Origin of the sequence: Paeniglutamicibacter terrestris (genome assembly GCF_012271785.1) — a bacterium.
In the GTDB taxonomy this organism is placed as follows: Bacteria; Actinomycetota; Actinomycetes; order Actinomycetales; family Micrococcaceae; genus Paeniglutamicibacter; species Paeniglutamicibacter terrestris.
This window is the reverse complement of record NZ_JAAWVT010000011.1, coordinates 1-22,026: the sequence shown is the minus strand read 5'-3', so window position 1 is coordinate 22,026 and position 22,026 is coordinate 1. Positions and strand designations below refer to the sequence as shown.

The following is a 22,026-nucleotide window of genomic DNA, read 5'->3' as shown; positions in this document are numbered from 1 at the left end:
ATGAATCTGCCACGCACCAGAATCTTGCTGGATAACGACACCGGAATCGACGACGCGCTGGCCCTGGCCTATCTCAGCGCCTGCGAGCACGTGGAGATTGTCGCTGTCACCTCCACCGCGGGCAATGTAGATGCGGATCAAGTCGCAGCGAACAACCGGGCACTATTGGAGTTGTGCGGGCAACCCCAGGTGCCGGTGCTCATCGGTGCGCGCGCCCCACTGCGCATCAAGCTGGTCACCACCGAGGAAACTCACGGACCCCAGGGAGTTGGCTACGCCACGCTGCCGAACCCCGCACCGGCGGAAGAGCCTGAATCGGGGCAGGACGCCGTCGATTTCTGGATTCGGGAGGCCCGAGCCAACCCGGGGGAGCTGACGGCGTTGCTCAGCGCCCCGCTGACCAACTTCGCCCTGGCACTGCGCCGCGAACCGCAACTACCGTGGCTGTTGGGCAAGGTGGTGATCATGGGTGGGGCCTTTTATCATCAGGGCAACACCACACCCACGGCGGAGTGGAACACGCACGTGGATCCGCACGCCGCAGCCGAGGTGTATGCCGCTTACAGTGCTGCGGCGGCGGCCGGTCTGGATCCAAACAAACTCCCGATCGTTTGTTCACTTGATACCACCGAACGCTTCGAAATGGATCCTTCGCTACTCACCGATCTGGCCGCGGCCGCAGGCTGCACAGAACCGGAGATCGTCGACGCGAAAGACCCGGAGGGCACCCGCAGCGCGGCCTCGAACCCACTGGTGCGCTACCTCTCCGACGCGCTGCGTTTCTACTTCGAATTTCATCGCGCCTACGATCAGGGCTATATCGCCCACGTGCATGACTATTTTGCCGCGGGAATCGCCGCAGGCACCCTGGAATACCGCAGCCGCCCGGCCACCATCGATGTTGAAACCGAGTCTCCGCTGTTATTCGGCACCACCGTCGCAGACTTCCGCTCTCTGTGGGGCAAGGCCGCAAACGCTTCGGTCGTTTCCTGGAATGATCCGCAGGCAGGGTTCCGCGAGCTGGTTCAGCGCATCGGGGCGCTCGCTGCACGGCTAGATACGGAGTAAGGGCACCGTCGGCTAGAATCGATGACCGGACCGAGGTGACATTAGGTCCTGTTCGTATCATCTGGCTCCACCGGCATCCCCGGCGGTGCCCCCGCTCGCCTGCGAGGAATTTCTCTCATGTCACCGAATCTGACCCTGCCCGACATCGCACCCGGCCACCTGCTGCGCCGCCGACTCATGGCCGCTGCGGCCGTGGTCTTGTTGGCCGGCACCTACATCACCCTGGTGCTCACACAGCCAACTGGCCTCACCGATGGGCTGGGGGCAAGCGTCGCGCTGGCCACGTTCGCCGCCTACCTGATTTCCGCCCTCCTGCTGCTGGCAGCGGTGCTGCCGGAGCTTCCCGTCTCCACGCTCACCCTGATCCCGGTGGCGTTGGCACTGAACATTGTGCTGGGCCAATTTGTCGGCTCGGTGATGATCCCGCTCTACCTGGACTCGCTGGGCACCGTGTTGGTTGGTTTCCTGGCCGGACGCCGAGCGGGAGCCGCCACCGGTGTGCTCGGCACGCTCATCTGGTCGCTGTTTAACCCCACGGTGCTGCCCTTTGCTGCCGGCGCCGCGCTCATCGGATTCCTAGCCGGTTCCGCCGCCCGCTTCGGCGCGCTGCGCCGTCCCTACCTGGCACCCGTGGCGGGTCTCGTCACGGGCGTCTTGGTCGGCGTGCTCTCCGCACCGGTGGCCGCCTTCGTTTTTGGTGGCACCTCGGGTGTGGGTACCGGTGCGGTGGTCGCGGCCTTTAGGTCGATGGGTGACTCGCTGCTGGGGGCAGTGACCAAGCAGGCGCTGATTTCCGATCCGGGAGACAAAGCGATCGTCTTCTTACTGGCCGCACTGCTGGTCTACGCCCTGCCCGGTCGCCTGAGTGCCAGCTTCGCTTTTGTGCGTCGTTACAACGTGCTCGGCCGCCGCACCTCGCGCTAGCGTTCCTCCGATGCCCCGAACCCTAGCAGTCCACCCCTTTACCGTGCTTGCCCTTGTCGCAGCGGTCGTGGCCATCACCACGGCGGCTTCCCGATGGTGGCTGAGCAGCGCGGTGCTACTGCTGTGCCTGGGCACAGCGGTATGGGCTAGGCGCGCCCGGCGCCTGGTGGGACTAGGTGCCGCCATCTTGGTTCCAGCGTGGGGATCCCAATTATTGATCCACGGGCTCACCGATGCCACTGGCGCCCACGTACTACTGGCGGCCGGTCCCATACGCATCACCGAGCAGGGTCTGGTCACCGCCGGGGAGCTGGGGCTGCGCACCGCCGTTCTGGTGATCGCCGGGCTACTGTGCACGGTACTGATCCAACGGCACGATCTGGTGGCCGCGGTGGATCTCTCCGGAGCACCACCACAGCTGGGGTATCTGCTGGCCGCCACCTTGTTTTTACTGCCACGACTGGAGCAGCGTCAACGAGTCATCGGTGAGGCTCAAGCCCTGCGTGGGGCACGGGTGGGACGCGGGCCGCGCGGCTGGTTCAAGCGCCTGGCCCTGCGTTCGGTGCCACTGGTGCTCAGTGCCCTGCAGGATGCCACCGACCGCTCCGCCCATTTAGCCGCACGCGGTTTTCCAGCAACCGGTCAGCACACTCGGCTACGCTCCGTTCCGGATTCGGCCAACCAGCGACGTCTGCGCATACTGTGTTTATGTGCCGTTGTTCTGGGCCCGCTGGCGGTGCTGGCACCGAGCTGGGGGTGGTTTTCATGATCACCAACAAGCCAACCGTACTCACCCTGCAGCTAGAGCGATTCCGCTACTCGGGATCCACTAACAACACCCTGAACGCAATGAATCTCGCGCTGAGCGAAGGGTCACTCACGGTGATTGTGGGGGACTCCGGGTCCGGCAAGTCCACCCTCGGGGCCATCCTGGCCGGGATGTTGCCGCGCCATGAGGGAGACCAACTTGAGGCGACGCTGCAGCTGGCCGGGCAAGAAATTTGTCATGGTGGTGGCAGCACGGTCCGCATTGATCCGGTGGGCTGGGCCCGAGCCGTAGGGATGCTGCCGCAAGACGCGCGCCACTACCTCTCCGGGGTACGCGAAACCGTGGCAGAGGAACTGGCCCTGGGGATGGAAAACGCCGGGGTACCGCGTCAGCAGATGCACGAGCGGATCGCCGAGCTGGCCGATCGACTGGAGCTGGGCTACCTGCTGGCGCGTGATCCGGGCACACTTTCCGGCGGTCAGGAACGTCTGGTGGCACTGGCAGCGCTGGCACTTGATGCCCCACCGGTGTTAGTTCTTGACGAGCCACTGGCCGGACTTGATACCCAGGCAGCTCGCACAGTGGTGGAATTGCTGGGGCGCCTACGTGCCTCCGGAACCGCTCTGGTGCTGTTGACTCGTGCCCTGGATTCCCTGGCGGCGGAGGCGCAACAGATACGTTTCCTGCGTGGGGGCGCTCTGCACATCTCCGCCATGTTAGCCCCAGCGAGTCTGGAACCTGTCGCACCGGCACAGCGTCCCCTAACGCGGCAATCGCCGGAGCTACTTCTGGATTTTGCCGATGTGGCGCTGGCCTACCCGGGTTGCCCCGACGTCGTGGTCAGTGGGCTTGAGCTGCAGATTCGAGCAGGGGAGTGTGTGGCGCTGACCGGCCCCAACGGATCCGGGAAGACCACGGTGCTCAAGGCGGCCGCCGGCCTGCTGGCACCGAGTTCGGGACGGATCGGTGGCGCCGCGGTGCGTTCACAGGGCGTGGGACTGCTCCTGCAAAATCCCGCCGACCAGCTCTTTGAACGCACAGTGGGTCGTGAGGTCGGTTTTGGTTTGCGTCGGCGTGGGGCAGAAATTTCCCGGATCCCGAGTGTGTTGGCGACCCTGGGGCTGAGCGAATACCTCGACACTCACCCCTATGAGTTGCCAGCCTCGGTGCGCCGATTGGTGGCCCTGGCCACGGTGTTGGTGCACGAACCGGCCGTACTACTGCTGGATGAACCGAGTGAAGCCCTTGACGCTCACGGGTTGGCTCGATTGCTCACGGTCATCACCGCGGTGGTAGATCGCGGCGGGGCGGTACTTCTGACCACCCACGACGAGGCCTTTTTGGCAGCGTGTGCCCACCGTGTGCACCGGATGAGACCGGCCCTCAGAGCCTCGCAGCCCACCATCGCGCACGCAGGCCATCGGGGCCACCGGTAGAGTGTGATCATTTGGGGGAAGGATCACCCCCCACGACGGAGAGTACTGTGCACACGGATTTTGAACGCTGGGAAGTACTGGTCAAGGACCAACAGCGCATCGGCGTGCGATACCAGCGATTGAGCGCCCATGTGCTCTTGACCAGGCTGCTCATCGATGCAGACCCCGAGCCATACCGCGCAGAGTCGCGCATCCGCATGGAACCGGACACCGGTATCTGGGAGGTCAACTCGTTCCGGAATCAGTTGATGGAGCACACCAGCATCTCGCACCGCGAGTCCGGGCGCTTCCCCACAAAATCAATGCCGAGTTTCGGCGAGATCCTGATGCTGAAGTTGGCCCTGGAGACACCCGATGAGCCCCTGACCTATTGGCACCTGGATGAGCTGTTGATGGACACACCGAAAACCGCAGCCACGGCGCATTCCGAACCCAATGCCATGGTGCGCAGGGTGGGTGAAGTCCAGGACTTGCCCATTCCGCAGAGTCATGCACTGCGAGCCCAGCGCTTCGAGGCCTGGGTGGATGGAGAACTGAAGGTAACCCACTGGGTGGATGCGGCAAACGATGTGGTGTGTGCCAGCTGGGGTGAGGACGTCACCGCGTACCGGGTACCTGGAACGGCCACCGAGGCCGGCTGGTTATCACTGGCGGGACTCGATGAAGGCACCGTTGAATTTATGGCCCGCGGCTTTGACGCCTGAACCTAAATGAAGATCAGGACGTTCTTGCCCTGAATCTCCGCGGCGAAGCGTTCGAGGGCACCCTTCGCCGGTCCCGCTGTGACCTTGCCATCGGTGGCGTCGAAAGCCGAGCCATGGCAGGCACAATAAAAGCCCTCGCCACTGGGGGCCTTGGTCCCCACAGCGCATCCCTGATGCGTGCAAATGGCGGTGTACGCCAGCACGGATTTTTCGCTGGGTCGGAAGAGTAAGTAGCCGGATTCCTTTCCGGCGGTATCGCCCTGGGTGGCAATGGCCGAAACAGCCAAGCGGGTACCCACAGGCAACTCAGCGGCGGTGGCAACAACAACTCCCTCGCCGACTGGGACCGGGGGTGCCGAAGGAGTATTGTTCGGCGCGGCGGAAGAACCGTCACCGCAGGCCGCTAGGGCCAGGGTGGCGCCTGCCGCCACGGTTCCGCCGACAAAGGCGCGACGGGTGCTGGGGGAAGAAAACGAGCTCATGACCACTATCTTCCCACGTTAGGCCGGAGCTACGGTGAAAGCGCGTGGTGCTTAGAGGTAGATCTTGACCTGATCGCCCTGGATCACGGCAGCAAAGCGAGTCAGTGCCTTGGGAGCTGGTCCCTGGGTTACCGAGCCGTCGAGCTTTGAATATTCCGAGCCGTGGCAGGGACATTTGAAGGTGGTGCCACTACCTGTGCCCACCTTGCAGCCCTGATGGGTGCAGACCGAGGTGTAGGCCAGCACCGTGGTCTGATCTGGGCGATACAGTAGGTAGCCGGCACCCCCGATGGTGACCGAGGCGGTACCCGACACGGGCAACTTCGCCACGGCGATCGCATCGGTAGCATTTCCCGTGGCTTCGGGAGATTTTGCTGCCTCATCTGCGGAACCGCAAGACACCAATGTTACGGCCGCGCCAGCCACGAGGGAGGCCCCTAAAATTCCTCTGCGGGTGGGCAACAGAGTGATGGATTGTTTCATATCCACAGTGTCACTCAGAATGAGCGATGCGTCGGTGGAGTACAAGACTTTTTTCGCGCGGTTTCGCACGCTTCACATAGCTGGCCGCGGCCCACGGGCGCAGCCCGTTGACCGAGGCCAGCTATGTGTTTATAGAGCGGAGAACTTAGCCCTAGTGGAACGTTTTTCCGTTGGCCCGTACCGAAGCACCGACCTGATCAAGGTACGGAGTGATGCCGCCCAGATGCATGGGCCACCCTGCCCCCATGATCATGCACAAATCGATGTCCTCGGGACCGGCAACCACGCCCTCGTTGAGCATCAATCCAATTTCCTGTGCCAAGGCATCCTGCGTACGAACCAATAGTTCCTCCGCCGTACTCGGAGTGTTGCCGAACTCCAGCAGCTCCAGTGTCGAGGCGGGGATTTCTAGCGTGCCGTCGGAGGCCGGGACCCAGAGGGAGGTGATGGAGTTCTTGATCAGCGTCTGCTGGTTTGAAGAGACGTGGAAGCGCTCGCCGAAAGCAGCATGCAGCGACTCCGAAACGTGGTTGGCCACCGGGATTCCGACCATGGCCAACAACGTGAACGGACTCATCGGCAGACCCATGGGACGCAGGGCTCCATCGGCGGTCGCGGCGTCGGTGCCATCATCAAAGGCCTTGGCAATCTCACCCATCAATCGCAGCAGGATGCGGTTGACCACAAATGCCGCATTGTCCTTGACCAGCACGCTGGTTTTGCGCAGCGTCTTGCCCAGGGCGAAGGCTGTTGCCAGGGCCACATCATTGGTTTTTTCGGCACGGACAATCTCCAACAGTGGCATCTGGGCCACCGGGTTGAAGAAGTGGAAGCCCACCAACCGCTCGGGGTGGGCCAAATCGCGACCCATCTCGGTGACCGAGAGTGAGGAGGTATTGGTTGCCAGGATGCACTCGGCGGAGACAACCGCTTCGACCTCGGCAAATACCTGCTTCTTGACCGACAATTCCTCAAAAACTGCTTCGATGACAAAATCGGCATCGGCAAAGGCTGCCTTGGAGACCGAACCTGTCACCAGGGCCTTGGTGCGGTTGGCGGCGTCCGGGGAAATTCTTCCCTTGGCCAACTGCTTGTCAATCTCGCCATGGATGTAGGCAAGGCCCTTCTCTACACGGGCCGCGTCAATGTCGGTGATGACCACCGGAACCTTCAGGCTCTTGGCGAAAAGCAGCGCCAGCTGCCCGGCCATCAGGCCGGCACCAACAACACCCACCTTGCTCACGGGACGAGCCAACTTCTTATCCGGCGCCCCGGCTGGGCGCTTGGAGCGCTTCTGGACTAAGTCCAGGAAGGCGTAGACGGTGTTATGGAACGCGTGGGTCTGCATCAGTTCGGTCAGAGCGGCGATTTCCAGTGCCGCAGATTCCGTCTGAGTGATGGATGCCCCGGCCTCGAAGACATCTAACACCTTGGCTGGCGCTGGTGCGGCATTGGAGGTCTTGGACTCCACGAAGGCTCGCGCCTTGGCCGCGGCGGCGGCCCAACGCGCGGTGATCTCCGGGTTGCCGTTTGGTTCCACGGCGTTGGGGCGCTGCACCGTAATCTCGCCGGTGAGTACAGCATCTGCCCAGAGCAGTGACTGCTCCAGGAAATCTGCGGGTTCAAACAAGGTGTCGGCGACGCCCAGCTTGGCGGCAGTTACACCATTAAGCGAGCGGTTATTGTTCAGCGGGTTTTCGATCATGACCGTCATGGCGGCCTCGGGTCCGATGAGGCGCGGCAGTCGGTAGACCCCGCCCCAGCCCGGGACCAAACCGATGAAGGCTTCGGGCAAGCCGATGCCGTTGGCTCCACTAGAGACGGTGCGGTAGGTGCAGGCCAGAGCAATTTCCAGGCCCCCGCCGAGGGCCACACCGTTGATGAGGGCGAAGGTGGGGACCCCGAGATCTGCCAACAGATCGTAGGCGCTGTGACCAAGAGAAGCCATAGCTGCACCGTTTTGCGGTGAGGCCAGGGATTTGACGCCGTTCAAGTCTGCGCCGGCGACCAGGTAGTGGGGTTTACCGGTGAGCGCCAGTGCCTGGATTTCCCCTGCTGCCGCGCGCTTTTTTTGCTCGGTAAGTGTCGCGTGCAGTTCCAACAGGGTATTCGGGCCCAGCGTGGTGGGCTTGGAATGGTCAAAACCGTTATCGAGGGTCAGCAGCGCGATCGTGGCACCGCTGGGTAGCCGCACATCCTCGATCAAAGAGTGCGTGATGATCTCGTCCGGGACCATCGCGGCCAGGGAAGCGAAATTTTCTATGGTGCTGGAGCTCATGGCCTTAGGCATCCTTTCCGAAGTCTGCGTGGTGCGGGTTTTCCCACACCACGGTGCCGCCCATGCCCAAGCCGATGCACATGGTGGTTAGTCCATAGCGGACGGTGGGGTCCTGCTCAAATTGGCGAGCCAGCTGGTTCATCAGGCGGACGCCCGAGGAAGCCAAGGGGTGGCCCACGGCGATGGCGCCGCCGTAGCGGTTCACTCTCTCATCGGTGTCCTTGATCCCGTAGTGGTCAAGGAAGGAGAGTACTTGGACGGCGAAGGCCTCGTTGATTTCAAAGAGTCCGATGTCCTCGATGCTCAGTCCGGCCTGGGCCAGTGCCTTTTCGGTGGCGGGGACCGGGCCGATACCCATGACCGAGGGCTCAACCCCGGCAAAGGCGTAGGAGACGAGGCGCATTTTGACCTTGAGTCCCAGTTCTTCGGCAGCCTGCGCGCTGGCCAGTACCGCCGCGGTGGCACCGTCATTTAGGCCGGCCGCGTTGCCGGCGGTGACTCGACCGTGAGCACGGAAGGGAGTGCGCAATTCGGCGAGTGAGTCGAGTGTGGTGCCTGGCCGTGGTGGCTCATCGGTGGTGTGCAGCTTGAATCCCTCGCCGGGACGTTGGGCTGCCACCGGGACCATGTCCGGTTGGATATTCCCCGCCGCATAGGCGGCTGCCAGCTTGGTTTGTGAGGCCACCGCGTAGGCGTCGGCGCGTTGTTTGGTGATGGCGGGGAAGCGATCGTGCAAATTTTCCGCGGTGTTGCCCATGTTCAGGGCCGCCGGATCAACGATGCGTTCGGAAAGGAAACGCGGATTGGGGTCGGCGCCGGCGCCCATCGGGTGGTTGCCCATATGCTCAACACCGCCGGCGATGACCACGTCGTAGGCGCCAAAGGCAATGGAACCGGCGGTGGAGGTCACGGCCGTCATGGCGCCGGCGCACATCCTATCGATGGCGAATCCCGGGACGGATTGCGGCAGGCCGGCGAGCAGTGCTGCCGTGCGTCCGATGGTCAGACCCTGGTCACCGGTCTGTGTGGTGGCGGCGATCGCCACCTCATCGATCCGCTCCGCGGGGAGCGAGGGGTTGCGGCGCATCAGTTCACGGATGCATTTGACCACGAGGTCATCGGCGCGGGTGCCATGGTAAATACCCTTGTCGCCGGCCTTGCCGAAGGGGGTGCGGACGCCGTCGACGAAGACGACGTCGCGGACGGGCCGCGGATTGCGAGTGTTCACTGACTGGGGGCTCACCGGTACTCCTTGAATGGATGATGGAATGTGATCCACCCCATACGCTACTGGTGAGTAACTTAGAGTGCAAGCCCGGCACCCGCGAGCCAGAAAAAATGCCGGGCGGGATTCGCCCCTAAAGGGGAAAATCCCGCCCGGCAGAGAACTAGCGCTTGGCTAATTCGTCGGGGTCCAACAAGGCCACGGTAATCACCGGGCAGAGCAGTTCAATCTGCCACGACCGGGCACCGAGTTCGGCCAACGCGGCGGCCACGGAGTCCGGATCAATCTGTGCCGGCGGGCTCCAGCAGAGTCGACGCAGCGTATCGGGGGTGAGCATGTTCTCGGTCGGGATATTCAGGGCCTCGGCGGTGCGCGTGATCCGCTCCTTGGCGGTCTGCAAGCGCGCCGCGGCTACCGGGTCCTTATCCGCCCATACCCGCGGTGGTGGCGGTGCGTTGGTCGGGACCTGATTCGGCGGCAGATCCTCGGTGACTTGGGCTTCCTGCAGGGCGTGGAGCCACTTGGGCGCATCCCGCCCGGCGGAACGACCGTGGAAGCCGGGGGTCTTTAATAGTGCCGGGACGCTCTTGGGCTTGGCCTTGGCGGCAGCCACCAGGGCGGAGTCGGGAATCAAGCGGCCCGGAGCCACATCGCGGGTCTTGGCCAAGGCCTCACGGGTCTCCCAGAGCGAACGAACCGCCGCCAACGTGCGACGATCACGAATCTGGTGCAGTCCGGAGGTGCGACGCCACGGGTCAATGCGCGCCGGTGCCGGCGGGGCGGTACGCACCGCCTCAAATTCCTCTTCGGCATAGGCCAGCTTGCCGTCGGATTCCAGGATCTTGATCAGTTCCAGACGCAATTGATCCAGCACCTCAACGTCCAGCGCCGCGTAGCGCAGCCACGGTTCGGGCAGCGGACGAGTTGACCAGTCGGCTGCCGAATGCTCCTTGGCCAGGCGTAGGCCCAGCAGGGATTCCACGGCCGGGCCCAGGCCCACGCGTGGCAATCCGGCAATGCGGCCGGCCAGCTCGGTATCAAAGAGCCGGGTGGGACTCATGCCCAGTTCGCGCAGGCACGGCAGGTCCTGCGAAGCGGCGTGCAGAATCCAGATTTCCTCACCGATGGCTTCCTGGATCGGGGCCAGATCCTCAAAGGGAACGGGGTCGATCAGCCAGGAGCCCGATCCCTCGCGGCGTAACTGCACCAAAAAGGCGCGCTGTCCGTAGCGGAAGCCGGAGGCGCGCTCGGCGTCGATGGATACCGGACCGGTGCCAGCGGCGATGGCTCGAGCCGCCCGGGCCAGTCCCGGAGCGGTGGTGATGACCTCGGGGACTCCGTCGCGCGGGGTATCGAGCAGGATGGGCTCGGGGGCCGGAGGCTGCGGTTCTTCCTCCGTTTGCGGGCTCAACAAGGGCTCGGACTCGAGGTCTTCGATGCGGCTGGTGTTCGTGGCGTGGGGGGTACGGGTCATGGTGTCACCAATTCTAGTACCGATTGTGGTGCGCCCGGTGGTGCCGTGCCGTGCTAGGAGAGGCGACGGTGGGGAAGTGCCGTAACACCGCTGGGTAGCGGGGGTAACCCAGCGAAGGTGCAGACCATGTCCGCCCACGCCTGCAGGTGAGCGGAGATGTCTTGGTCCCCAGGGGTCCAGGAGGCGCGCAATTCAATGTCGATGGTCTCCGCCCGGTTGGCCAGGATGCCGTAGCTTTCCGAGAGCACGCGGGTGGTGGTGCCACCGGCCTGCCGGTAGTCGGCACCGGACTCGTTCAGCGCATCAAGCAACCAGGTCCAGGCGACCGAGCCGAGCATCGCATCGTTGCCCATTTCGGCATCCATGCGCGCTCGAATGTAGGTCACGATGCGGAAGGTGCCGTCCCAGAGGGCCGAGCCAGCGGGGTCGTGGAGCAAGACAAAGCGGCCGGTGGCCAGTTCCTCACCATGCGATTCCTCGGCGCCGTGGCCCCGGCGCGGGGTGCGCTCGTAGACATCTGCCGAGAGCGCCAAGGCGTAGGGTGCCAAGCGTGCCGGGGCGGGGATTTCCCGCAGGGAGATCTCCTTGCGGCAGCTGGCACGGCGAACCGCTGCTAGCGCGTCAAGGAAGGCCGGTGGCACTGCTTGAATGGGTCCATGGGTTGTCACATGGCGAGTCTAAAGTGTGCCGCAGGCCGTGAGGCCTGCGGCACGCCGCAAAGTCTTAGCGGCTAGTTTCTGCCCAGTTCTTCACGCAGTGCGGCGAGGAATGCATCAACGTCGGCCTCGGTGGTATCAAAGGAGCACATCCAGCGGACCTGCTGTGCCGCCCGGTCCCAGTCGTAGAAGCGGAAGCGCTCACGCAGGGCATCTGCCACGTTGTTGGGCAGCGTGGCGAAGACGCCGTTGGATTGCGTGGGGTAGAGCAACTCAACACCATCGGTGGCCTGCACCCCGGCCGAGAGCCGGGCCGCCATGGCATTGGCGTGCGCCGCCGAATCCAGCCACAGGTCGGTGCCGTAGAGCGCGAGTAACTGGGCGGAGATGAAGCGCATCTTGGAGGCCAGCTGCATGTTCATTTTGCGCAGGTACTTGATGGACTCGGCCGGGCCCGGCGAGAGCGTGACGATTCCTTCACCAAACATTATGCCGTTTTTGGTGCCCCCCAGGGACAGGATGTCGATGCCGGTGCCGGTGGTCATCTCGCCCAGCCCCACACCCAGGGCGGCTGCGGCATTGGAGATCCGGGCCCCGTCCATGTGTACCCGCATGCCCAAGGAATGGGCGTGCTCGGTGATCGCGCGCAGCTCTTCCAGGGTGTACAGGGTGCCCAGCTCGGTGGACTGCGTCAGGGAGACGGCCAACGGCTGAGCGCGGTGCTCGTCCCCCCAGCCCCAGGCTTCCTTGTTGATGGCCTCCACCGTGAGCTTGCCATCGGTGGTGGGAACCGAGAGCAGCTTCATGCCACCAATGCGCTCCGGTGCACCGTTCTCATCGACGTTGATATGCGCGCTTTGCGCGCAGATGACCGCGCCCCAGCGGGGCAGGAGCGACTGCAGGGCGGTGACGTTGGCGCCGGTGCCGTTAAAGACGGGGAAGATGGCGGCGGTTTCGCCGAAATGTCCGGCGATCACGCGGCCGAGCTCGGCGGTGTACTCATCCTCGCCGTAGGCGACCTGGTGTCCACCGTTGGCACTGGTGATGGCGGCCAACACTTCCGGGTGGATTCCGGAGTAGTTATCGGAGGCGAATCCGCGCACGGAGGTGTCGTGGTTGATGGAAGTCACTGTCATGGGGTCCTAACTCAGGTGGTGCACGTGATGTGGAGGTGTTGGGGGTGTCGGTCTCAGAGCACCGGCAGGTGGATCCGCGCGCCGTTGAGCTGCGCGGCGTCGTGCGTGAACAGCTCAAGCGCCGCGGTGCCCAGCGCCGAAACATCGGTGAATCCGGTGGTGGAACGATCCGGGTGTGCGGCGCGGGTGGCGGGGTCGGTGAATGCCTTGATGACCCAGCGCACCGCGGCCGCTCGCTGGGGTACCGGTGTCAGCTTGTTTCCGGACTGGGCCACACGCAGCTCCGCAGCCACCGACTTCATCCAGGCCTCGGCCGCCGCCTTGGCCGTGGAGTAGTTGGCGTTTGAACCGCTGGGTGCATCAACCGCCGTGGCCGAGACGATGGCAATGCGTCCGCACGCCGAGGCGACCAGGTCGTCGCGGAAGACCCGGGAGGTGTTGCGCAGCGTGCCAAGAATCTGGGTGTGCAGGTACGCATAATCATCGTCGATTTGCCCGGGCAGTCCCTTGCCGCCGCGCCAACCGCCCACCAGGTGCAAAAGCCCGTCAATGGGCCCGCGTTCGGTGTCGATCAGTGCGTGGAGTTCGGAAACTGCGCCATGGTTGGTCAGATCCACCTCGTAGCGCCCGTGCACAAAGGGCAGGGCCGATGCCAGACGATCGGCGTTGGACCCTGCGGCCAGCACCGTTGCTCCGGCATCGCAGAGCGCTCGCGCCACCGCGACACCTGCGGCGGAGGTTGCCCCGGCAATCAGTATCGTCACATCGTGAAGTTCGCCCATGGAAGTTATTCTATCGCTCGTTTCAGGGATTGAGATGGGTATTTAGATGCTGGAGGTGCCGGTAATACCCACGGTGGACTCGATGATCGGGCGCATCTTCTTGCTCAGGGCCTCGTAGAACATCGAGAGGGGGAATTCGTCGTCCATCACCTGATCGGTCATTTCACGCAGGGGCGCGTTCAGCGGCAGGGCGTCCGGGCCCTTGGCCCAGGTAGAGGCGGGGTGCGGGGTCAGGGTGGTGGAGACCAGCTCGTAGGCTGCCAACCAGTGAGAGATCTTCGGGCGGTCGATGGAGCGCCAGTAGAGCTCGTCGATGGAATCACCCAGGGCGCACACGACCTCCGGGACCAGATCCCAGTCGATGCTCAACTTGGTGTCCGTCCAGTGGAGCACGTGGTGCTGGTGCATCCAGGCAAAGAGTAACTGTCCACCCACGGCGTCGTAGTTGCGGGTGCGCGTTCCGGTAATGGCGAAGCGGAAAATCCTGTCGAAGATGACCGCATACTGGACGAGCTTGGCGTGCTGACGGGTGATGGGATCGTGCGCCTCGTCGCGGGAGATTTTGACCGATTCGCGGAAGGCCGTCAGATCGCAGCGCAGTTCCTCGAGCGAGTACAGGAAGAAGGGCATACGCTGCTTGATCATGAAGGGGTCAAAGGGCAGATCGCCACGCATGTGCGTCCGGTCGTGGATCAGGTCCCACATCACGAAGGTCTCTTCGGTCAGTGACTGATCGGTGAGCATGGCAGCCGCGTCGGCGGGGAGTTCGAGGTTGGTGATGTTCGAAGCTTCCTTCAGCACGCGGCGGAAGCGCGCGGCCTCGCGATCCTGGAAGATGGCGCCCCAGGTGAAGGACGGGGTTTCACGGATGGCCACGGACTCGGGGAAGAGTACCGCGGAATTGGTGTCATAGCCGGGGGTGAAGTCCAGGAATCGCAGCGGAACAAAAAGCTTGTTGCTGTAGTCCCCGGCTTCCAAGGTGCCGATGAAATCGGGCCAGATGACCTCGATGAGTACCGCTTCGAGCAGTCGGTCGGTGGAACCGTTCTGCGTGTACATCGGGAAAAGTACCAGGTGACGCAGGCCGTCAATGCGTGCGAGCTGAGGGGTGAAGGCCAGCAGCGAGTCTAGGAAGTCAGGGACACCGAATCCGGAAGCCGACCAGGCCTCAAGATCGCTCACCAGGGCGGTGAGGTAGGCGGCGTCGTGCTCAAAGTGCGGAGCTAGATTTCGGATCGAATCGGCAATGACGTTCAGCAGTTCCGTGGCGTGAGATTTGTCAGCTTCTTCGGGTACCGAGCCGTCCTGTCCCTGGAGTCCCTGGAACGTGGTTGCTGCCGCCTTCAGTGTCAGCCAAGATTCGGTGACGATGAGCTCTGAATTCGAGAGTGGCTTGGGAAGAGTTGCGTGTGACATTTCGGTATACCCCATTTCGGTACTGCTGGAAGCGCCGCCTGTTACTGCGGGCTGTTGTTGTTTCCAGCGTAGCTATGGGCAATGATTGCTGATCGATTATCACCGCAAGCATTAGCAACCCTGTTGCATGGGCCGTGGCTGAGGCATCAAGGTACGAGTAGAAGGAATGCTCGGTTCCGGGGCACCACGCGCATCCCCGGCACCGAGCCACGAACACCGAACGGATCAGAGGTTCTTGAGCCTCAGCGAGACCGAATTCATGCAGAAACGCTGGTCGGTTGGAGTATTAAATCCTTCACCTTCGAAGACGTGACCAAGATGTGAATCGCAGGAAGCGCAACGCACCTCGACACGAACCATCCCCATCGACGAATCGCGGATGTACCTCACCCGTTCCTCTGCCAACGGTGCGAAGAACGAGGGCCAACCGCAGCCAGCGTCAAACTTGGCGTTGGACGTGAAGAGTTCTTCGCCGCAGGCTCGGCACTCGTAGACACCCGCTGTGGTGGTGTCCCAATACTCGCCACTGAAGGGAGCCTCGGTGCCGGCCTGGCGCATCACCCGAAACTCGTCGGCGGTCATTTCGCTGCGCCACTGCTCATTGGTCTTGGTCACGTTCGAGGAACGTGAGGTGGGTACTGACTCGGGGGTCTGGTTTTCGCTCACACAACGCACAACACCGGCCGCGGCGCGCTCATTCCCGAAAATCCCATTGGATGACGGAAAGTAGAAAGTCCTCCGAGTCAAAGCCCACGATGGATGGGGTTTCTTTGCGATGATGGTTGGCATGAAGCAAAAACTTTCTCCGAATTCCCCACGCGCCCGCTCAGCGGGCAAGCACCTGAGTTGGGTGCTTCTTGGAGTTGGAGCCGGGGCCGCGGCCGGATCGGTCTTTGCTGGCAGCGTTTCTGCCCTCGGAGCGTATTTCGCCCGCAGGGTGGTCACGCCCGATGCCGTCCCGCACCAGGACATAGAAATCCTGGCCCTGGTACCCACAGAAGCCGGACACGACGTGATCGTATCGGCGGACAAGGAATCCTCGGCACCGGGCCGCTATTCACTGCTCTTTTCCGCCGATACCGGACACGCGCGACTGGGAGAACCCAAGGGATATCGACCGGGTGACGGCACCGTCACTCGATCGGTAGAAAAGGTGTACTTCGGGGACCTGTCGACCGCGGTGCGGGGCAGGCTATCTGGCATCGTCTACGATTCTCCGGCTGATTTGGGTGCGGAATACGACGAGGTCAACATCCCCATCCTCGGTGGCATGGCTCCGGCCTGGTTTGTTCCGGGGGAGCACAACGCAGATACCTGGGCCATTTGTGTGCACGGCCGCGGAGCCAATCGCAAGGAGGGGCTTCGGGCCCTACCACTCTTGCGCCGGCTGGGGCTGAGTGCTCTGCTCGTCTCCTACCGTAATGATGGGGTGGCACCGGCAGCGGTGGACGGCCGGTATGGGCTCGGCGCCACGGAATGGCCAGACATCGAGGCGGCCATCGACTACGCGATTAATGCCGGAGCTAAGGAGATTGTGCTTATCGGCTGGTCCATGGGTGGCGCCATCGCGCTGCAGGTGGCCGACAAATCAACACACGCGCTCAAGATCGGCGCACTGGTACTTGATGGACCGGTGATCAACTGGATCGATGTGCTCTCCCACCAAGCGAAACTCAACCGCATCCCGGAGGCTGTGGGCAGGTTGGGGCAGTGGCTCCTGGCCCATAAGGCCGGACGCTGGATGACGGGGCTGGCAGCACCACTGGACCTGAAGATCCTGAACTGGGTGGAGCGCCATGACCAGTTGCGGATGCCCACCCTGATTCTGCACAGCGAGGACGATGACTTCGTCCCGATCGGCCCCTCCGAACAACTTGCCGAACTCAACCCCCAGCTGGTGGGGCTCTCACGCTTCACCCGTGCGGGACACACCCGCGAATGGAATGTTGACCCGCAGCGCTGGGAATCAGAAGTGGAGTCATTCCTGCATGGGGTGCTGAATGCACCGCGCCCCGGGGACTGAGCGCGCCGGGGCCAACAACTCAGTGGCCGATGGGGGCGATGAGCGCCTCGGTGAGCCGCTGTAAATCGGACGGCGACAGTTCGATGTCCAGCCCCCGGTGTCCACCGGAGACAAAAACCGTGGCAAAGTCCAGGGCGCTGGCATCCATTACCGTGCGTGAGGGATTGCGCTGCCCCAGCGGTGAAATGCCACCGAGAACATATCCGGTGCGCCGTTCGGCCGCTGCGGGATCGGCCATTTCCACCTTCTTCGCACCCAGTGCACTGGCCATGGCCTTGAGATCGAGGTGTCGGTTCACCGGAACGATGCCAACGGCCAGGGCCCCGGCTCCCGAAGCCCCGGTGGCTACCAGCAGGGTCTTGAACACCCGCTGCGGGGCAACCCCGAGAGCTTCGGCGGCTTCGAGTCCGAAGCTCTCCGCCGCCTTGTCATGGGTATAGGGGTGTAGTGAGTAGTTCACCGCCGCCCGATCCAATACCGTGGTCGCCGGGGTACTGGCCGCAGAGGCGCTCTTCTTCTTAGACATTTCGGGGTTCAGATTCCTTGCTTAACGCGGATGGGCGCCGGAGTGACCCGACGCCCGATACCGCTGTGCCGGAGGTAACTAGCTGGCCGGGGCTTCGACGCGCTCCGAAACTTGACGCTTAATGCGTCCAAGCATCGCGCTCATGCCGCGCAAACGCAATGGCGTCAGCGCACGGGTGAGTCCAAGCTGATTGGGCATGTCATCGGGGACGGCCAATACCGCCGCGGCCGGAAGCCCATCAAGACCCTGATGAAGCACCGAGGCAAAACCGCGCGTGGTCGGTGCCTGCGGGGGAGCGGAGAAGAACAGTGAGACACGACGATCTCCGGCAGGTTCGACCTCGATGGTCAGGAACAGCGGCGTCTGGCATTCAACGACCTGTTCGAGCAGATCGGGGTGATCGGCCAAACGCGCCGGAAGTTCGGGCAACTCCTCGGAGAACTCCAGCAATAGCTGCAATCGATCCGGTTCGGTGACAGCCTGAAAGTCCTCAACGATCTCCGCAAGGGCTGCTGGCAGCTCGCTCATGATCCTAGGCTCCGTATCCTGTGGGTACGGCTCCGGGTTCGATACCCTTCACGATCGGGACACGAACGGCATTGCCCCACTCGGTCCAGGAACCGTCGTAGTTGCGTACGTTTTCGAAACCGAGCAGGAACTGCAGGGCAAACCAGGTGTGACTGGAGCGCTCGCCGATCCGGCAATAAGCGATCACATCATCACCGGGGGTCAGGCCAGCTTCGCCTAGGTAGATCGCTTCGAGCTCGGCGCGGGACTTGAAGGTCCCGTCCTCCGCAGCGGCCTTGGCCCAGGGCACGGACGCAGCGGAGGGAATGTGTCCGCCGCGCAAGGTGCCTTCTTCCGGGTAGGCAGGCATGTGTGTGCGCTCGCCGGTGTATTCCTCCGATGAGCGCACGTCGATCATGGGCTTGCCGAAGTGCTCGAACACCTGGGGCAGGAATGCGCGGATGAGAGTGTCATCACGCTCGATGACCGGGTAGCTGCTCGCGGTGGTGGTGGGCTTGTCGCGAGTGATCTCGCGTCCCTCGGCAATCCACTTGTCGCGGCCACCGTCGAGCAGGCGCACATCTTCGTGGCCGAACAAGGTGAAGACCCAGAGCGCATAGGCTGCCCACCAGTTGGATTTGTCGCCGTAAATAACCACGGTGGACTCACGGGTGATGCCCTTGGCTGCCATCAATGCGGCGAAGCCTGCACCGTCAACATAGTCGCGGGTGTCTTCGTCGTTGAGCTCGGTGTGCCAGTCAACCTTTACGGCACCGGGGATATGACCCATGTCGTATAACAGGATGTCTTCATTGGATTCGAGGATCACCAGATTCGCCGTGGACAGATTCTCCGCCAGCCAATCGGTGGAGACCAGCCGTTCTGGATGGGCATAGTCGGAGAAGGACGGATTGGAGTCGATGGGCAGGCTCATGATGATTTGACCTCACAACAAGAAAGTTTGGGGGATAGTGCTGCTTCAAGCCTAGCCATCCGGGTGGCCCGGCACAGCGCTCGGAGGTTATGCAACGCCATATTTCGCTCCCAGCGTCCAGAGCGGGGTGGAAGTAAGCAGCTCGCCCGCGTGCACTCCGACGCTCATTTAGGGGATGGTTGAGGTCTGGGCATAAAATGACCGAGGCGTGTCTTTGCGCCGCCAACGCACCACCGCCACCTTTTCGAAGACCTAAGGACCGTTTCGCCGTATGGCCACGATTACGCATCTTTCCCAACGAACACCAACGGTCTCCCTTGACGATCTTCTGGCCGGCTTCCATCCGTCCTACCGGTTCGGCGAGGTTTCCTTCAACACCTACCGTCCGGATCCGGCTTGGCCGACGCAGGCGGAAGCAGTCACTAAGCTTCAGCACTTTGCCTCGACGATCGGCAAATCCAAGGGCGGATTCCTGTCGAGCCTCTTCGGTAAGAAGAAGGTCGAAAAGTCGGGCATGTACCTTGATGGCGGTTTCGGTGTTGGCAAGACTCACCTCTTGGCATCGCTGTGGCACCTGGCACCGGGCCGTAAGGCCTTTGGCACCTTTGTGGAGTACACCAACCTCGTTGGCGCACTGTCTTTCCGCCAGACCGTTGAGGTCCTGAGCACCTACTCGCTGGTCTGCATCGATGAGTTCGAACTCGATGATCCGGGAGACACCGTTCTGATGTCTCGCCTCATGCGCGAGCTTTCCGACGCCGGTGTGAAAATCGCCGCAACGTCCAACACCCTTCCCGGTGCCTTGGGTGAGGGCCGCTTTGCGGCCATGGACTTCCAACGCGAGATCAAGGTGCTTTCCGAACAATTCGACGTTCACCGCGTGGACGGCGTTGACTTCCGCCACCGCGGACTTCCTGACGCGCCGGTTCCCGTGGCCGATGAGGCCATTGAGGAATTCGCCATGGAACGCTACGGAGATAAAACCTTCGCGATTGATGACTTCTCGGATCTGGTGGCCCACATCTCCAAGGTCCACCCCAGCCGCTACCGCGCCTTGCTGTCCGAGACCGACGTCTTGGTCCTGCACAACGTTGAAACCATCACCGAGCAGGCAGTAGCACTGCGCTTTGTTGTTTTGGCTGACCGACTTTACGACAAGGATGTACCGATCGTTGCCTCAGGAAAGCCGTTCAGCGAGCTTTTCACCGCGGAAATGATGGCGGGCGGATATCAAAAGAAGTACTTCCGTGCGGTTTCCCGCCTCACCGCACTGGCCCGTGAAGGCCAGACCGGGGACCCTGCTCTCTAAAGAACACATATTCAAGGCCGCGCCGACAGCTCCATCCCCGCTTTCACCCGTAGTTAGGTGGGGAAGGAGAGTCGACGCGGCCTCGTTGTTTTTTGAGATGAACAGAAATCTAGGGCATTTTGCGTTCCAGCAGCAGACGTAGGCCGAGACCTGTAAGCAACGCCCAGAACGCGCCGCCGATCCCCGCAAAGCTCAACCCGGAACCGGCAATCAGGAATGCCACCAGCGAGCTCATTCTGCTGCGTGGGTCAGATAGCGCCGAAGAAGCCGAGGCTCCTAACGTGGCAAACAGGGCCAATCCTGCGGCTGCCTCCAATAAGCCCTCCGGGCTGGCAGTGGCAAGGGCGGTGATAGATGCCGAAGCTAGTCCTAGAAGGATGTAGAAAACTGCTGACGAAGCTGCTGCAATCCAGCGGCGTGAACGGTCAGCTCCGGCCTCCTCACCCGCGGCAAGGGCTGCAGATATTGCCGCTAGATTGATGGCGTGACCACCAAAAAGTGCCGCCACCGATGAACCAAGTCCGGTGGCCAACATGGAGGAACGCCACGGTGTTTCGTAGTTAAAGCTGGCCAGGACCGCCACACCGGGAACATTTTGTGAGGCCATTGTGACCACAAATAGTGGCAGAGTTATGCCGCTGAAGGCCGCCACCGTAAATGTTGGAACAGTGAATTCGAGAGTCGGCAACAGCTCATGGGCGCTCACCACGTTGCCGCTTTGCGCCATGGTGAATCCTGCGATCCCCAATGCCGCTCCCATGGCTGCTGGAACTGCCCATCGAGGGCTTAGACGTAGAAACACGAGCCATATGACGATGATGGGAGCGACGTACAGCGGGATTGTAGACAACGCCACGAAGGGTGCCAGGCAGAGCTTGAGCAAAACGCCGGCGAGCATGGCTTGGGCCAGCGGGACGGGGATAGAGGCGAGGATCTTCCCCAACCAAGGGATGGCACCGGTGGCAGCGATCAGCAGGCCGGTCATGATGAAGGCGCCAACCGCTTCGTTCCACCCGAAATTCAGGGCCGCGGATCCGGCTAGTAAGGCAGCCCCGGGAGTTGACCAAGCCGTGGTGATGGGTCGGCGGGTAAACCAGGCCAGAGCGAAAGCGCAGATGGCAAGTGCGATGGTTAATGCGAAGAGTCCCGAGGCTGCTTGGGAGTCGGTCGCTCCAACCGCTTTGAGTCCGGTGAGAACCACGGCAAATGATGCGGTGTAACCGACCAGTGCGGTGATGAGACCCGCCACGATCGGCTGCACAAGAGGCGGCCGTTGTGGCGACAGTGATACAGGGGGGAGAGTCACGGTGGCTAGCTTTCTTTAAACGACAGGTGCTGGTCCTGCCTCGCGGCAGTACCAGCACCCGTATTGTCGTACCTAGGGCAGGAGTCCTAGTGAATCGTTAGAGGTTAGACGGTTGGATTTCCGTCTTTGCCCTTGTCAACGAAACCCTTGGCGCCGTCCTGAACCTTATCGACGTGCTCGGCGAACTTGCCACCGGTCTTTTCGTCGATGAAGTCGCCAGCGTTGTCAATGGCCTCACCAATCTTGCCCGAGTTCTCCTGGATCAGCTCTGCAGCCTTCTCCTTGAGTCCTTCGGCCTTGCCCTTTAGGTCGTCAAAAATAGACAAAAGGCACCTCCTCTTCACTAATGGGGGCAATAACCGCCCCGCCTAGACATCATTTTAGGCACTGTAGGTAGCGATACAAGGACATTTGCGTGAATTTCTCGAAGAAAGCGGCCGCGACTGGTAATTTTCGTAAATAATCTGGGCCTAAGCGAGAGTGTGAGGTAGCGAGAAAGTGCCGTCTCGGGATCGCCATATGCGCTCGAGGAACCTAAACCTCGAGGAATCTAAACCAAGGTGAGGGCTATCTAGCTGGGTGGGTAGA

The 22,026-nt window shown here is 62.3% G+C and carries 22 protein-coding genes; 7 read left to right on the top strand and 15 right to left on the bottom strand.

Features of this window, described 5'->3' with window-relative positions; genetic code table 11:
- The 5 genes from HED64_RS17135 to HED64_RS17115 all read left to right on the top strand — a co-directional run bounded on the left by HED64_RS17135 (position 1) and on the right by HED64_RS17115 (position 4,901).
- Positions 1–1,068, top strand: a complete 1,068-nt coding sequence (locus HED64_RS17135) for a nucleoside hydrolase (RefSeq protein ID WP_168153199.1) — start codon at positions 1–3, stop codon at positions 1,066–1,068.
- Between the two features lie 117 nt (positions 1,069–1,185).
- On the top strand, positions 1,186–1,992 hold the full coding sequence (locus HED64_RS17130; RefSeq protein ID WP_132364920.1) for an ECF transporter S component: 807 nt from the start codon (positions 1,186–1,188) through the stop codon (positions 1,990–1,992).
- Between the two features lie 10 nt (positions 1,993–2,002).
- On the top strand, positions 2,003–2,761 hold the full coding sequence (locus HED64_RS17125) for an energy-coupling factor transporter transmembrane component T family protein (protein WP_168153198.1): 759 nt from the start codon (positions 2,003–2,005) through the stop codon (positions 2,759–2,761).
- Positions 2,758–4,197 (top strand): ATP-binding cassette domain-containing protein, encoded by a 1,440-nt coding sequence (locus HED64_RS17120; protein WP_168153197.1) that lies wholly within the window; start codon positions 2,758–2,760, stop codon positions 4,195–4,197. The genes HED64_RS17125 and HED64_RS17120 overlap by 4 nt, the downstream gene beginning before the upstream one ends.
- A gap of 47 nt (positions 4,198–4,244) precedes the next feature.
- On the top strand, positions 4,245–4,901 hold the full coding sequence (locus HED64_RS17115) for a hypothetical protein (RefSeq protein WP_168153196.1): 657 nt from the start codon (positions 4,245–4,247) through the stop codon (positions 4,899–4,901).
- A 2-nt stretch (positions 4,902–4,903) separates the two neighbouring features.
- Here the strand turns inward: HED64_RS17115 and HED64_RS17110 are convergent, their stop codons facing one another.
- The 10 genes from HED64_RS17110 to msrB all read right to left on the bottom strand — a co-directional run bounded on the left by HED64_RS17110 (position 4,904) and on the right by msrB (position 15,499).
- On the bottom strand, positions 4,904–5,383 hold the full coding sequence (locus HED64_RS17110) for a Rieske (2Fe-2S) protein (protein WP_168153195.1): 480 nt from the start codon (positions 5,381–5,383) through the stop codon (positions 4,904–4,906).
- A gap of 51 nt (positions 5,384–5,434) precedes the next feature.
- Complete coding sequence (locus tag HED64_RS17105; protein ID WP_168153194.1) at positions 5,435–5,866, bottom strand: Rieske (2Fe-2S) protein; 432 nt, start codon at positions 5,864–5,866, stop codon at positions 5,435–5,437.
- Between the two features lie 151 nt (positions 5,867–6,017).
- A complete protein-coding gene (locus tag HED64_RS17100; RefSeq protein ID WP_168153193.1) occupies positions 6,018–8,144 on the bottom strand; it encodes a 3-hydroxyacyl-CoA dehydrogenase NAD-binding domain-containing protein in 2,127 nt (708 codons plus the stop codon).
- A 4-nt stretch (positions 8,145–8,148) separates the two neighbouring features.
- A complete protein-coding gene (locus HED64_RS17095) occupies positions 8,149–9,387 on the bottom strand; it encodes a thiolase family protein (RefSeq protein ID WP_342590764.1) in 1,239 nt (412 codons plus the stop codon).
- Between the two features lie 145 nt (positions 9,388–9,532).
- Positions 9,533–10,843 (bottom strand): HRDC domain-containing protein, encoded by a 1,311-nt coding sequence (locus HED64_RS17090; RefSeq protein ID WP_168153192.1) that lies wholly within the window; start codon positions 10,841–10,843, stop codon positions 9,533–9,535.
- Between the two features lie 53 nt (positions 10,844–10,896).
- The gene (locus HED64_RS17085) at positions 10,897–11,511 is read right to left on the bottom strand and encodes a DUF3000 domain-containing protein (protein WP_342590763.1); all 615 of its coding nucleotides are present in this window, start codon (positions 11,509–11,511) and stop codon (positions 10,897–10,899) included.
- Positions 11,512–11,573: 62 nt separating this feature from the next.
- The gene (locus HED64_RS17080; protein ID WP_168153191.1) at positions 11,574–12,635 is read right to left on the bottom strand and encodes a threonine aldolase family protein; all 1,062 of its coding nucleotides are present in this window, start codon (positions 12,633–12,635) and stop codon (positions 11,574–11,576) included.
- 53 nt (positions 12,636–12,688) lie between these two features.
- Positions 12,689–13,417 (bottom strand): SDR family NAD(P)-dependent oxidoreductase, encoded by a 729-nt coding sequence (locus tag HED64_RS17075; RefSeq protein WP_168153190.1) that lies wholly within the window; start codon positions 13,415–13,417, stop codon positions 12,689–12,691.
- 42 nt (positions 13,418–13,459) lie between these two features.
- Entirely contained in the window at positions 13,460–14,833 is a 1,374-nt protein-coding gene (locus tag HED64_RS17070; protein ID WP_168153189.1) for a DUF6421 family protein, read from the bottom strand.
- Positions 14,834–15,058: 225 nt separating this feature from the next.
- On the bottom strand, positions 15,059–15,499 hold the full coding sequence (gene msrB / locus HED64_RS17065; RefSeq protein ID WP_342590761.1) for a peptide-methionine (R)-S-oxide reductase MsrB: 441 nt from the start codon (positions 15,497–15,499) through the stop codon (positions 15,059–15,061).
- Positions 15,500–15,620: 121 nt separating this feature from the next.
- Here msrB and HED64_RS17060 point away from each other — a divergent pair, with 121 nt between their 5' ends.
- A complete protein-coding gene (locus HED64_RS17060) occupies positions 15,621–16,856 on the top strand; it encodes an alpha/beta hydrolase (RefSeq protein ID WP_168153187.1) in 1,236 nt (411 codons plus the stop codon).
- Between the two features lie 19 nt (positions 16,857–16,875).
- Here HED64_RS17060 and ybaK read toward each other — a convergent pair whose 3' ends face one another.
- The 3 genes from ybaK to HED64_RS17045 all read right to left on the bottom strand — a co-directional run bounded on the left by ybaK (position 16,876) and on the right by HED64_RS17045 (position 18,823).
- Positions 16,876–17,382, bottom strand: a complete 507-nt coding sequence (gene ybaK / locus HED64_RS17055; RefSeq protein WP_168153186.1) for a Cys-tRNA(Pro) deacylase — start codon at positions 17,380–17,382, stop codon at positions 16,876–16,878.
- 78 nt (positions 17,383–17,460) lie between these two features.
- Positions 17,461–17,910 (bottom strand): SufE family protein, encoded by a 450-nt coding sequence (locus tag HED64_RS17050; protein WP_168153185.1) that lies wholly within the window; start codon positions 17,908–17,910, stop codon positions 17,461–17,463.
- Positions 17,911–17,914: 4 nt separating this feature from the next.
- Positions 17,915–18,823, bottom strand: a complete 909-nt coding sequence (locus HED64_RS17045) for a sulfurtransferase (protein ID WP_168153184.1) — start codon at positions 18,821–18,823, stop codon at positions 17,915–17,917.
- Positions 18,824–19,094: 271 nt separating this feature from the next.
- Between HED64_RS17045 and zapE the strand changes: the two genes are divergently transcribed.
- On the top strand, positions 19,095–20,132 hold the full coding sequence (gene zapE / locus HED64_RS17040; protein WP_168153183.1) for a cell division protein ZapE: 1,038 nt from the start codon (positions 19,095–19,097) through the stop codon (positions 20,130–20,132).
- 109 nt (positions 20,133–20,241) lie between these two features.
- Here zapE and HED64_RS17035 read toward each other — a convergent pair whose 3' ends face one another.
- Both HED64_RS17035 and HED64_RS17030 read right to left on the bottom strand, forming a co-directional pair.
- A complete protein-coding gene (locus HED64_RS17035; RefSeq protein ID WP_342590760.1) occupies positions 20,242–21,381 on the bottom strand; it encodes a benzoate/H(+) symporter BenE family transporter in 1,140 nt (379 codons plus the stop codon).
- 161 nt (positions 21,382–21,542) lie between these two features.
- Positions 21,543–21,764 (bottom strand): antitoxin, encoded by a 222-nt coding sequence (locus HED64_RS17030; protein WP_168153181.1) that lies wholly within the window; start codon positions 21,762–21,764, stop codon positions 21,543–21,545.
- Positions 21,765–22,026 lie beyond the last annotated feature (262 nt).